The sequence below is a fragment of the Legionella drancourtii LLAP12 genome, assembly GCF_000162755.2.
In the GTDB taxonomy this organism is placed as follows: domain Bacteria; phylum Pseudomonadota; class Gammaproteobacteria; order Legionellales; family Legionellaceae; genus Legionella; species Legionella drancourtii.
Genome location: NZ_JH413822.1, coordinates 94,979 through 108,455, shown reverse-complemented (window position 1 = coordinate 108,455; position 13,477 = coordinate 94,979). Strand labels below are relative to the sequence as shown.

The following is a 13,477-nucleotide window of genomic DNA, read 5'->3' as shown; positions in this document are numbered from 1 at the left end:
AACACCATCAAATTGCTAATTAAAATTTATAGGGCGATCTCATAAAAACACTCTTATTAAATTTATTTCAATATTCCAACCCCCTAAAGTTTCCAAATATATAGCAAAAAAATTACTAACAAATTTGTGACATATATTGTGGCATAACTGTGACTGTACTAGGCTGTTTTAGGCAGTTTTTAGACTAAACGATGCATTGCAAGATGTTGATTTATAAAGATTTTAAAACTCAAGCATCAGGCTTCGAACCAAGGTGTCGGGGGTTCGAGTCCCTCCGAGCGCACCATTTAAAATATAGCTATGGAAATCCAGGTAAATTCAGAATAGGATTGTATCTAGGATACTTTAATCTCCTTTTTGACCATTAAATCAATAGGTTATTTTAGACTAATACGATTAAAGTACCCTCTTAATTGGTGTAGAGCCAAGGCAGGTATCTTTTGTCAATTCCACTAAAAGTTGAATTTCTTTTTCCATAATTTGAAATGATCTTTGCATATAATCTAATGTATTGTAACTCAATTCAAAAACTATGTTCATTTGTCTCTGTAATAATTCTTCTGTATTTTCAAAATTCGCCAAATCGGATTTTAGATAAGGAAAACCTTCCAGGTCTTTAATATTTAAACCGGTAAAAATACGGAAAAACTGCTCTAGCTCATCTAAATTTGCAAGAAATCTTGGATTTGTTGCAAAGGTGGAACTTTCCAGAATTTTACTATTTAATGGAGGTATTAATTGAAAAATTTTATGCCCTTGATTCCATTGTTCAAATAGATTATTCATTTTAATTTCCTTGTGATGCACTGCACAATATTAGATTAGAAGCGCATCAATCCAATGTCAAATAATCAGAAAAGCTCTTGAGGATATTGCTACATATATTGACCGCCATTAACACCAGTAATAGCCCTCTCTCAGGAACTGCCAGAAACTCTACTGCATCTGCTACTTCTTCGGGCTGGCCTAAGCGCCCAACAGGTATGTTAGCAATAATTGTATTGAACACGTCTTTGTTCATTACCTGAACTTGCAACGTTTTAGATTATTTTGGGAGTGTTTTTTTATATTTTGTATTTTATTTACTATAATTAAACACCGATAATCAGGTTTATTATTGATAATGACCTTGAAGTCTCAATAGAAGTTAAAGGATTAGCTCTTTTTCATCCGTGCAAAGAGTGCATCGCTTACAAAAGAACTAAATCTATTAAATAATCTTCTTCTCAATCTTGTTATCAAGAAAACTTGAACACTAGATTACACAGGAAAAGATGCATTTCTTCGCGTTCGTTCAGGGAGATGGATATGAAAGAAACAAGAAATAAACAGAAGCAAAATAAAAATTCAATAAATGAAACAGATAATTCGCAAACATTTGGTTTAGACAAACCATTGCATGCCTGGTTAAGTCATTTTTCTGGTTGGTTATCACCATCTACTTTTCTATCCTCTTACTATGACTGGTTAACACATTTAACACTCTCTCCTGACAAACACCTAGAACTATTGAACAATAATTCAACTAATAATTTGCACTTATTACTCTACTTATTGAAAATTTGTCATAATCAGGAAAGTGAGCCCTGCATGGCGCTGCGAGAATCCGATCATCGATTTCAAAATGACTTATGGAATAAATTTCCATTTGCACTGTATTCGCAATTATTTTTAATGAATGAACAAGCTTGGGATATGAGCACAACAAACATTCGAGGTGTTTCTAGGCATCATCAAAATCTTATTAACTTTATAACAAGACAAATTCTGGATATCTTTGCACCATCCAATTTTCCATTCACTAATCCCGAAGTCATTGAGGCAACGATTAATGAATCAGGAATGAATTTTGTTAACGGAATCAACAATTGGCTTGAAGATGCTTCTCACATTATCAATAAACAACCTCCAGTGGGTTCAGAAGAATTCGAAGTCGGAAAAAATGTTGGGGTTACCCCAGGAAAAGTTGTTTATCGAAATCATTTAATTGAACTTATCCAATATAAGCCAACAACTGCTAAGGTTTATGCAGAACCCATCCTCATCGTACCTGCATGCATTATGAAATATTACATTCTGGATCTTTCTCCTAATAATTCCATGGTCAAGTATTTAGTCGATCATGGGCATACTGTATTTATTATTTCTTGGAGAAATCCTGATAGCAAAGATAGAAATTTAAGCATGGAAGATTACATCAATCTCGGTGTACTGGATGCTATTAAAACCGTCAATCATATTGTGCCACAAGAAAAAATTCATTCAGTGGGATATTGTCTTGGTGGCACTATGTTAATGCTTGCTGCAACCCTAATGGCCAAAAGAAAGGAAGAGCAATTAAAGACTATTACACTGTTTGCAGCGCAAATAGATTTTAAGGATTCTGGCGAACTCATGCTTTTTATCGATGAAAGCCAAATAGCTTATCTTGAAGACATTATGTCGGAGAAAGGCTATTTAGATGGATCGCAAATGGCAGGTACATTCAGTATGCTGCAATCCGTAGATCTCATTTGGTCTAAAAATGTTCTTGATTATCAGCTAGGAAAAAGAAGACCAATTAACGATCTTATGGCTTGGGATTACGATACCACACGTTTACCCTACACCATGCATTCAGAATATCTGAGAAAATTATTTTTAAATAATGATCTGGTTGAAGGACACTACAGCATTGATGACATGGCTCTTTCTTTGGAGGACATTGACTGTCCTGTTTTTGCAGTAAGTGCATTAAGAGACCATGTTGCGCCCTGGCAATCCGTTTATAAAATTCACCTATTTACTGATACTGACATCACCTTTGTATTAACTAATGGTGGACACAATTCGGGGGTTGTAAATGAACCAGGTCATCCAGGGCGAAGCTATCAACTCATGCCCCATAAAAAAGGAGGGAAATACATTTCTCCAGAACTTTGGCAAGAAACAACAACACATAATGATGGTTCTTGGTGGCCCGCATGGCAAGCGTGGCTCGCCAATCATTCGGATAATAAGGTGCGACCACCTTCATTAGGAAATTCGAAAAAAGGCTATAAAGTGTTATGTGATGCGCCAGGAACCTATGTTTTTCAAAAATGATGCACTGATCTGCTAAAGGACATGACTAGTTGGTTATTTTTCAATCATCCGCTAGCAAATAAAGGAGAGCTCTCACTATGAAATTCAGTATAGGCCACCCCAAAGATTCCCAATCCCCCCCTGGATCGAAAATTGATACGCAAGATGATTTGCAATCTCTCCCTCTGTCAGAAGTGGAGAGACAATTAGAAACATCTAAGGACGGCTTAAGTCATGATGAGGCACAAAAACGGCTAGCCCAATATGGGCCAAATCAAATAGAAGAAAAAGAGGAGAACCTCATCCTTAAATTCCTCTCTTATTTTTGGGGTCCTATCCCATGGATGATCGAAATTGCAGTGCTCCTATCGGGAGTGGTTCGACATTGGCCGGATTTTTTTCATCATTCTCATTTTGCTTATTTCCAACGCTTTGGTTGGCTTCTGGGAAGAGCACGCGGCAGGTAATGCCATTGCTGCGCTGAAGGCCAAACTAGCACTCAAAGCGCGTGTGAAACGTGATGGGAAGTGGATCAACATACCAGCAAGTGAGTTGGTTCCTGGCGAGGTGATTCTTCTGCACTTAGGCGACATTGTACCTGCTGATGCACGCTTGTTAGAAGGTGATCCTATAGAGGTAGATCAGTCCACACTCACGGGAGAATCATTACCTGTCACGCGCAAATCGGGCGCAGCCGTGTTTTCTGGCTCGATTGTTCGTCAAGGAGCAATTGAAGCGCTAGTTTATGCCACAGGGACAAACACCTATTTTGGCAAGACAGCGCAATTAGTTGAAGAAGCACACACGGTCAGTCACTTCCAACGTGCGGTGTTGAAAATTGGCAATTATTTGATTGCTTTTGCATTGATTCTAGTAGGAACAATCATTACCGCTGCAATTTATCGGGGTGATCCAGTTTTAACTACATTACAATTTGCCTTGGTGCTAACTGTAGCCGCAATTCCTGTGGCCATGCCTACGGTGCTGTCTGTGACAATGGCAGTAGGAGCACGTCTTCTAGCTAAAAAAGAAGCGGTCGTAACGCGGTTAGCCGCCGTAGAGGAATTAGCTGGAATGGATGTACTCTGTGCCGATAAAACAGGAACGCTGACCCAGAATAAGCTGACATTAGGTGAACCATTTAGCGTTAATCCTCTTACAGCTGAAAACTTGATACTCAATGCAGCCCTTGCTTCACGTGCGGATGATAATGACACGATTGATCTGGCGGTTCTTGCTGGTCTTAACAATGTTGAAGTCTTGAAAGGATACGAGATTCTTCATTTTCAACCCTTTGATCCAATCCACAAACGTACTGAGACCACTGTTAAGTCCTCAGATGGGAAAAAATTTAAGGTAACTAAAGGGGCTCCACAGGTGATCTTGGCATTGTCAATTAATGCGAAAAAAGTTGAACCTGCAGTAGATAAAGCGGTCAATGCATTCGCAGCTCGAGGTTTTCGTTCTTTGGGTGTAGCGCGAGCTGATAACGAGGAACAATGGCAATTTCTTGGTGTGTTGCCTCTATTCGATCCGCCACGAGAAGATGCCAAGACAACCATTGCTACGGCGAGCCAGATGGGTGTAAAGGTTAAGATGGTAACTGGCGATCAATTAGCAATCGCTGAGGAAACTGCCAAGAAATTGGGAATGGACACAAATATTTTCGATGCCAGCGGTTTTGATGCCCCCAAAGAAAAAGTGTCAGCCAAATTATCAGAATCCATTGAAAATGCTGATGGTTTTGCCCAGGTGTTCCCCGAACATAAATTCCGTATTGTGACGATTCTGCAAAAACTCGGCCACATCGTCGGCATGACAGGTGATGGGGTAAATGACGCTCCCGCTCTGAAGAAAGCTGACTGCGGAATTGCTGTATCGAGTGCTACAGATGCAGCACGGGCAGCAGCATCGATTGTATTGATGACACCTGGTCTGTCGGTGATCATCGATGCGATTAAGGAGAGCCGGAAAATTTTCCAGCGCATGAACAGTTATGCGATCTATCGTATCGCTGAGACCTTAAGGGTACTGTTATTTATGACACTGACTATCCTGATCTTTAATTTTTATCCAATAACAGCGGTGATGATCGTCATGTTGGCCTTACTCAACGATGGTGCCATCTTATCGATTGCATACGATAATGTTCATTATAAGAATGAGCCTGAGGCTTGGAATATGCGTCTAGTGCTAGGAATTGCCACAGTACTGGGCACTATCGGCCCCATAGCATCATTTGGACTATTTTACCTAGGCGACCGCGTTTTTCATCTCGACCACCAACATCTTCAGCCAATGATGTATTTAATGCTATCAGTGGCTGGGCATCTGACAATCTTTCTTACCCGAACACGAGGCCCGTTCTGGTCTATACGCCCTGCAAACATTTTGCTCTTTGCAGTAATCGGTACCCAAATAATAGCAACACTCATTGCAGTCTATGGGTTTCTGATGCCGCCTCTTGGTTGGGGTTGGGCTGGGTTTGTTTGGGGATATGCTCTGATATGGGCGCTCTTTAGTGATCGTGTGAAACTGCTTGCCTATCAGGTTCTTGATCCTGTTAAAACTTAAATTTTGAAAAAGCATTCACGATGAATAAAAGGATATTATTATGATAATCGATCTGAAAAACAAACGGGGCTTAGTGACCGGAATTGCTAATGAACACAGCATCGCTTATGGATGTTCAGAACAATTTCGTCTAGCCAATGCAGAATTAGCAATAACTTTTCTTAATGCCAAAGCAGAGCCTTACGTTCGTCCTTTAGCCCTGCAATTAAAATCCCCTATTATTCTTCCTTGCGATGTACAACAAGAAGAAGAGATTATTGCATTATTTACTGCGATTGAAAAAAAATGGGGAAAACTGGATTTCATGTTGCACTCCATGGCTTTTGCCCCTAAAACTGACTTAGATGATAAACTGGTTGACTGCACTAAGGAGGGATTCCTGGAAGCAATGGATATATCCTGCCATTCATTAATTCGACTATCGAAATATGCTGCCCCCTTGATGAAAAACGGCGGTAGTATCTTGACTATGAGCTATTATGGCAGTCAAAAAGTTGTGCTCAATTACAATTTAATGGGGGTGGTCAAAGCAGCTTTAGAATCATCTGTCAGATATCTGGCTTATGAATTAGGTCCAAACAATATTAGAGTCAATGCAATTTCCCCAGGTCCTATTCAAACACGTGCTGCATCGGGTATTCCTAATTTTTATGAATATATTAAAACGGAAGAAGAGCGATCCCCATTGCATCGTTTGGTTGATATAAAAAATGTCGGCAATTTGGCAGCATTTCTAGCCAGCGATGCCGCTCTGGATATGACAGGACAGGTCTATTATGTTGACTCAGGTTACTCCATTATGGGATAAGGAGCACTAACATGTCTTTTATTGAAAATAGAACATTTGAAGAACTTAAAATCGGGGATTCAGCGCACCTCAAACGCACACTCACCCCAAAGGACATTGAACTTTTTTCGATCATGTCAGGTGATGTAAACCCAGCTCATGTGGATGCTGAATACGCTAAAGATGATATGTTTCACAAGATTATCGCCCAAGGTATGTGGGGCGCATCACTCATATCAACGGTGCTCGGCACGGAACTTCCAGGCCCTGGCACCATTTATTTGGATCAAACACTTAAATTTACTGCTCCTGTGGTACCTGGTGATACAGTCACTGTTATTGTCACCGTGACTGATAAAAATCCTAAAAACCATATTGTTGATTTGGAGTGCAATTGTGTGAATCAACACAATAAAACAGTAATCAGTGGTGTTGCCACTGTTATTGCCCCAACAGTAAAAGTAAAAAGAGAACGAGTTGAATTACCGAAAGTTCTATTTAAAAAACCTAAAGGAGCATGGTACAAACATTTAATTAAATTAACAGAACACTTTGCCCCTCTTAAAACGGCTGTTGTTCATCCAGTCGATAAACTGGCCTTACAAGGGGCGATCGATGCCGCAAAAGAAAACATCATTATCCCTATTCTGGTTGGTCCAAAAGATAAAATTATCGCCGCTGCCATTGAAGCCAATTTGGATATTTCTGCATACGAAATTATTCCAACCCAACATAGTAATGAGGCTGCTGAGGTTGCTGTGCAACTTGCAAGAGAATGTAAAGTGGAAGCACTGATGAAAGGAAAAATTCACACCGACGAATTGATGGGGTCCGTTGTCAATAAAGAAGCAGGCTTACTTACAGGACGAAGAATGAGTCATGTCTTTTATGTAGAAGCACCAAATTATTTCAAACCCTTATTTCTCTCTGATGCCGCACTAAACATTCAACCTAATTTACAAGAGAAAAAAGACATTACGCAAAATGCAATTGATTTATTTAGGACTTTAGGTTTTGGCACTCCAAAAGTTGCCATTGTTTGTGCAGTTGAAACCGTCAATCAAAAAATGCAATCCACGCTTGATGCCGCTGCATTAAGTAAAATGGCCGACCGAGGCGAGATAACGGGCGCCATTGTAGATGGTCCACTTGCATTTGATAACGCCATTTCTATTGAATCAGCACGTGAAAAAGGGATTAAGTCAGATGTCGCTGGCGATGCTGACATCATCATTGTACCAGACATTGAATCAGGCAATATGCTCTATAAAGAAATGACTTATATGTCTGGTATGGAAGCAGCCGGCATAGTAATGGGTGCAAAAATCCCTATTATTTTAACCAGCAGAGGAAGTGATGATATCTCTCGCAAAGCATCTTGTGCACTGGCTTTAGCTTTTGTGCGGAATAAGGAAAAATTAAATGGATAAAGTCATCTTAGTGATTAATTCAGGCTCTTCGAGCATCAAATTTTCACTGTTTGCTTGCCAGGAAAAACTCAATTTGCTTTACCATGGCGAAATTGAAGGTCTTTTTGAGTCACCCTGTTTAACGATACTTAATGCAACCCATGTTCAAATTTTCAAACAAAAGATTACATCCCAAGGACATGAGGCAGGATTACGAACATTTTTCGACTGGTTTGAGCAACTATCCAATTCCATGACGTTAACAGCAGTAGGTCATCGAGTAGTACATGGAGGGATGTATTTCTTTCACCCCACTTTAGTAATTGAGGAAGCCATGAAAGCTATGGCCAGTTTGAATCCATTGGCGCCTTTACATCAACCACATAATCTGGAAGCCATCAGGATCATCAAAACGATTTACCCTAACTTGCCTCAAGTCGCATGCTTTGATACTACATTCCATCGTACTCAAGAAAAACTGGCGACTTTTTTTGCTATTCCAAGAAAATTAACTGATGAAGGGATACTTCGTTATGGGTTTCATGGAATTTCTTATGAATACATTGCCTCAGTCATTACACAACATATTGGTGAGACTGGAAATAAACGCGTCATAGTGGCTCATTTAGGCAATGGCGCGAGTATGTGTGCTATGTATCAACGCCAAAGTGTTGCCACCTCGATGGGGTTTACCGCATTGGATGGATTGATGATGGGAGCTCGCTGCGGACGCATTGATCCTGGCGTTCTTTTATATCTCTTTCAAGAAAAAAATTATTCGGCCGAAGAAATTGAACATTTACTTTATAAAGAATCCGGTTTACTAGGTGTCTCCGGCATCAGTAATGATGTACGCGAACTATTAGCAAGCACTGATGTCAACGCACAAGAAGCTATTGATTTATTTTGTTATCGAGCGGCACTTGAAGTGGGCTCTTTATCGACCGCACTCAAAGGATGTGATGCATTAATATTTACCGCAGGAATTGGTGAAAATGCTGGCGTTATCCGTAAAAAAATCTGCGAACAACTCAGTTGGTTAGGGATTAAAATAAATGATAAAGCTAATGAAACTAATTCGGTCATTATTAGTGACAATGAAAGTAAAATTATGGTCAGCGTCATACCAACAAATGAAGAATACATGATTGCAAAACATACCTGGAATATAGTTGAGACCAATTAGATCGAAAATACAAAAATATAATCAGCAAGAACCTTTTCATCCTATTAAAATGGTGTTTTTTCAATTATTTTGGGTGTTTTTTGCTTGATTAGGAACGATATTATTTCGTAATTTAGTCGCCATTACCCATTAATAATATTAAGTAGAATACAAATCACAAATTATAAATGGAACATTCATTGAATAGAAATAATGCAAATACTTTTCGACTTGGCCTAGTTCTTAATGGGATCTCCGATCATTTCCCCATTCAAGTCACAGCAAAATTTTCAAACAATCAGAGTTATTCAATAATAAGCTGGAATTTACTTGCAGATATTCATTTATATAATGATTTTAAGGACATTAGCGAAAGTCATTTGTTTGAAAAAACGATATCAAAATTACCCGAAGATAATATTTATTTCAATAAACGAGCCAATAATCTATTTTATTTCTTTTCCGAGATCAGCCAATATTTATACGGAAAATGCGTTAAAAATACGATTATCATTAGCAGACGACTTCTTGATGATTTCGTCTCTCTTGATCATCAATTTTCAAAGCTATGTTTGTCAACGAACCAAGTGATTGCAAAAGAAAAAAGACAACAAATTGAAAAAAGTAGAAAATTAATCATTGAATTCATTAAAGACACAATGCATCCATACGCGCATGAGTTTCAGTCAGCAATAAAACACTGCATCGATTTTATCCATCAGATTCAATCTCCCAATGGAGTATTACGTTGGAAATCGAGATTTAAATTAATTAAACATAATAAGTCTCTTATTCAACAAATAATTCAAGCCGATTTTATTTGTCTTCAAGAGTGCACTAATCCCGATGATATCTACAATTTATTGATTGCACATGGTAAATCTACAAAGATGCTTGTTTATACTATTAACAAAAATACAAACGATCATTGTGTTTTAGTCTACGATGATACTCAATTTAAATTAGTAGGAGAGCCTATTTATTATGCTCTGGATGACAAAAAGCCTTGTATTTTTGCCCGATTTGAAAATGTAATCACGAATCACAAAGTAATTATAGCCTCTATTCATCATCCCGGAGGCAATCACGATTATGTAAATGAACTATTCACTCAAATAAAGCAATTAAAAATTGGCGATTTCTCAAAAGTCGACTATATGATTATTGGGGATTATAACCATACAAAAGATTTTTTTAAGCAACATGGATTGAAATATCCCATTTATTATCCCAGTGAAGGCACAATGGCTGGAAAGGATTTTGGTAATGTTAATCATGCAATAGATGCCGCAATAACTAATTTGGATGAAAAATCAATAGAAATAACCGTTATTAAAGGATTGCCGGTTTCTCATCTGATACATTGCCCAGTGAACGTTATTTTTCGATTATAGTCTTTAATAGCTAAATTTAGAGTAATATATATTATTAATAAGAAATGAAAAAACCATAAAAAAGGTGTCATTTCTCATCAGAATGCACCTGGAACTGATGCAAAAACGGTTAATACTATACTGGTTAAATAAAAAGGATTTTTCTCATTATGAACTCATTGAGTCTAAATACAGATCAAAGGACAGGGTTGGCATCTCAAGAGGCAAAGAAACGACTCTCCTCTTTCGGTAAAAATATTATAGAAGAAAAGCAGACAAATAACCTTATTAAGTTTCTGTCGTTCTTTTGGGGGCCTATCCCGTGGATGATTGAAGCGGCTGTTGTTTTATCTGGAATCTTACAACGATGGGAAGATTTTACAATTATCTGTCTTATGCTGGGACTGAATGCAGGAGTGGGGTTTTGGCAACAATATAAAGCAGATAATGCCATTGCTGCTTTAAAGAATAAGCTTGCTTTAACAGCAAGAGTATTACGCGACTGTGAGTGGAAAAATATTTCTGCAAGCGAATTGGTTCCTGGTGATATTATTTTAATTAAATTGGGCAACATTATTCCTGCTGATATGAAATTGCTTAGTGGTGAATATTTGACCGTCGATCAATCTACATTAACCGGTGAATCCCTTCCCGTCGAAAAACAAATCGGAGAGGAGGTCTACTCTGGCTCCATCGTCAGATTAGGTGAAATGGAGGGAATTGTGACCGGAACAGGCATGAACACCTATTTTGGTCGTACTGCCAAATTGGTTGAGACTGCTAAAACAACACCCCACTTCCAGAAAGCCGTTTTAAAAATAGGTAATTTTCTCATTAAACTAACCGTAATCTTGGTTGTTATCATTTTGATTGTTGCACAATTTAGACAAGATCCTTTTCTGCATACTCTTTTATTTGCATTGATTTTAACAATCGCAGCTATTCCAGTAGCATTACCTGCCGTTTTAACAGTAACCATGGCAGTTGGTGCATTAAACCTTGCCAAGATGAAAGCAATTGTTTCAAAGCTTTCTTCAATTGAAGAAATGGCTGGTATGGATATACTGTGCTCAGATAAAACAGGAACACTTACAAAAAATCAGCTAACTATGGGTGAACCTGTTCTCATAGACGCGAAAAGTAAGGAGGAACTTATACTGGCAGCTGCATTGGCATCCGAACAAAATGTTGAAGATGTCATTGATCGGGCAATATTAAATGCACTTCCTCCTATTATCAATTTAAACAAGTATGAAACACTCAAATTTATTCCCTTTGATTCCAGGAAAAAACGGACAGAAGCTACTATCAAACAGGATAATATTTCGTTTCAGGTCGCCAAAGGAGCCCCCCAAGTAATCCTTGAATTAGTCCAACAGCCTGAGATGAAAAAACAAGTTGAGAATGCGATAGATCGATTAGCAAATGAAGGATATAGAGCATTAGGCATCGCAAGAAAAGATAATAATGATAAATGGCACTATCTTGGATTAATCGCATTATTTGATCCCCCTAGAGATGATACGCTAAAAACCATTCAATCTGCCATGAGAATGGGCTTGGGAATTAAAATGCTTACTGGGGACCATGGCTCTATTGCGAAAGAAATTTCACATAAGATTGGCTTGGGGGAAAATATCGCTTCTGCTGCGGAACTATTCAGTCAGGGTGATCCAACAATAAGTCAATTGGAGCGGATTGATGGCTTTGCTGAAGTATTTCCAGAGCATAAATTTAAAATTGTTACCATTTTACAATCAGATGATCATATCGTTGGAATGACAGGGGATGGCGTAAATGATGCCCCTGCCCTGAAGCAAGCAGATATCGGTATTGCCGTTGGCGGTGCAGTTGATGCGGCGCGAGCAGCCGCAGATTTAGTTTTAACCGAAAGTGGCCTGTCTGTTATTACACGTGCAGTAGAAGAAGCCAGAAAAATTTTTGAACGCATGAATAGTTATGCAACATTCAGGATAGCTGAAACGATTCGAGTATTATTATTTATCTCTGCCAGTATTGTATTTTTTAATTTTTATCCGGTGACGGCCGTGATGATCGTGCTGCTTGCGATTTTGAATGATTTTCCTATCATGATGATAGCCTATGATAATGTGCCCATTGCTCAATATCCTGTTCGGTGGAACATGCACCGCGTCTTAATTATCAGCACAGCATTAGGCATCACGGGCGTTATTAGTACTTTTATATTGTTTTACATTGCCAAAGATTATTTCTATTTGTCCTTTTCGGTAATTCAAACCTTTATTTTCCTAAAACTGTTAGTAGCGGGTCATCTTACAATCTATATTACTAGAAACACCGGACCTATTTGGGAACGTCCCTGGCCTAACTGGCGGCTCTTTTGTACGATTGAACTTACCCAAATACTTGGAACATTAGCGGCAGTCTATGGATGGTTTGTCACGCCCATAGGCTGGAGTTATGCTTTACTCATTTGGGGTTATGCACTGATTTGGATGTTCATAGGAAGTACTGTAAAATTGGTACTTTATAAAACAGTAATTACTAAAGATCATTACCAATAATCATGGTTTTCAAATGGAGTTTAATATTATGACAATGGACAGTTTTTTATCGAAGAAATTACAGCAATTTTCAATTTTAGATTTAGGGCTAGTTAAACTAGTCTATTTGGCTGTTGGATTATTAATTTATTCATTATACCCTAAGTTGTCTGAGTTAAATTGGTGGTTTTATCTTGTTTTAACAGCCCTTTGCTCAATGATCTAGCGACCACATCTTTCCAAGTAGTCAATCTTTCATCTAATCAGAGCCACGTCTTACAACATCCTTAAATTTTCCTTCACTGTCAATACCGTAGGATGTGTTGCCCCTAAACGTTTCACTCCAATTACTATAGCTTTTTCAAAGAATAATCTGGCCGGCTCACGTTTACCTTCTTCCAAATACAAATTAGCAAGATTATTCATGTAAGTAACCAACGAAGGATGTTCTGGTCCTTTGCTCTTTTCAATGATTTGTATCGCTCGCAGATAGAGAGGTTCTGCCTTTTCGTATAGTTTCTGCTCGGCATAGACGAGTGCCAAATTATTGGCACTTTCAGCTACTGCAGGATGCTCCGAGC

At 38.5% G+C, this 13,477-nt stretch carries 11 protein-coding genes and 1 pseudogene; 9 read left to right on the top strand and 3 right to left on the bottom strand.

Annotated features, from left to right (window positions below):
• Nucleotides 1–396: 396 nt before the first annotated feature.
• On the bottom strand, nucleotides 397–786 hold the full coding sequence (locus LDG_RS18495) for a hypothetical protein (RefSeq protein ID WP_006870982.1): 390 nt from the start codon (nucleotides 784–786) through the stop codon (nucleotides 397–399).
• 89 nt (nucleotides 787–875) lie between these two features.
• Nucleotides 876–1,012 (bottom strand): annotated as a pseudogene (locus LDG_RS19170) (acetoacetyl-CoA reductase); the annotation flags it as partial.
• 296 nt (nucleotides 1,013–1,308) lie between these two features.
• Between LDG_RS19170 and LDG_RS08960 the strand changes: the two are divergent.
• The 9 genes from LDG_RS08960 (at nucleotide 1,309) to LDG_RS19640 (ending at nucleotide 13,122) form a co-directional block, all read left to right on the top strand.
• Nucleotides 1,309–3,084 (top strand): PHA/PHB synthase family protein, encoded by a 1,776-nt coding sequence (locus LDG_RS08960; RefSeq protein ID WP_006870980.1) that lies wholly within the window; start codon nucleotides 1,309–1,311, stop codon nucleotides 3,082–3,084.
• Between the two features lie 77 nt (nucleotides 3,085–3,161).
• On the top strand, nucleotides 3,162–3,530 hold the full coding sequence (locus LDG_RS19840) for a cation-transporting P-type ATPase (RefSeq protein ID WP_006870979.1): 369 nt from the start codon (nucleotides 3,162–3,164) through the stop codon (nucleotides 3,528–3,530).
• On the top strand, nucleotides 3,478–5,637 hold the full coding sequence (locus LDG_RS08955; protein WP_199484668.1) for a plasma-membrane proton-efflux P-type ATPase: 2,160 nt from the start codon (nucleotides 3,478–3,480) through the stop codon (nucleotides 5,635–5,637). The genes LDG_RS19840 and LDG_RS08955 overlap by 53 nt, the downstream gene beginning before the upstream one ends.
• A 40-nt stretch (nucleotides 5,638–5,677) precedes the next feature.
• Nucleotides 5,678–6,445 (top strand): enoyl-ACP reductase FabI, encoded by a 768-nt coding sequence (fabI, locus tag LDG_RS08950; protein ID WP_006870977.1) that lies wholly within the window; start codon nucleotides 5,678–5,680, stop codon nucleotides 6,443–6,445.
• A gap of 11 nt (nucleotides 6,446–6,456) precedes the next feature.
• Nucleotides 6,457–7,854 (top strand): bifunctional enoyl-CoA hydratase/phosphate acetyltransferase, encoded by a 1,398-nt coding sequence (locus LDG_RS08945; RefSeq protein ID WP_006870976.1) that lies wholly within the window; start codon nucleotides 6,457–6,459, stop codon nucleotides 7,852–7,854.
• On the top strand, nucleotides 7,847–9,019 hold the full coding sequence (locus LDG_RS08940; RefSeq protein WP_006870975.1) for an acetate/propionate family kinase: 1,173 nt from the start codon (nucleotides 7,847–7,849) through the stop codon (nucleotides 9,017–9,019). Before LDG_RS08945 ends, LDG_RS08940 begins: the two co-directional genes overlap by 8 nt.
• A 179-nt stretch (nucleotides 9,020–9,198) precedes the next feature.
• Nucleotides 9,199–10,392: a polysaccharide deacetylase family protein gene (locus tag LDG_RS08935; protein WP_006870974.1), complete on the top strand. Its 1,194-nt coding sequence runs from the start codon at nucleotides 9,199–9,201 to the stop codon at nucleotides 10,390–10,392.
• 149 nt (nucleotides 10,393–10,541) lie between these two features.
• The gene (locus LDG_RS08930; protein ID WP_050805539.1) at nucleotides 10,542–12,917 is read left to right on the top strand and encodes a plasma-membrane proton-efflux P-type ATPase; all 2,376 of its coding nucleotides are present in this window, start codon (nucleotides 10,542–10,544) and stop codon (nucleotides 12,915–12,917) included.
• A 28-nt stretch (nucleotides 12,918–12,945) separates the two neighbouring features.
• A complete protein-coding gene (locus tag LDG_RS19640) occupies nucleotides 12,946–13,122 on the top strand; it encodes a hypothetical protein (protein WP_006870972.1) in 177 nt (58 codons plus the stop codon).
• 50 nt (nucleotides 13,123–13,172) lie between these two features.
• Here LDG_RS19640 and LDG_RS08920 read toward each other — a convergent pair.
• The coding region (locus tag LDG_RS08920; protein WP_050805538.1) for a tetratricopeptide repeat protein at nucleotides 13,173–13,477 on the bottom strand (305 nt) is incomplete at its 5' end.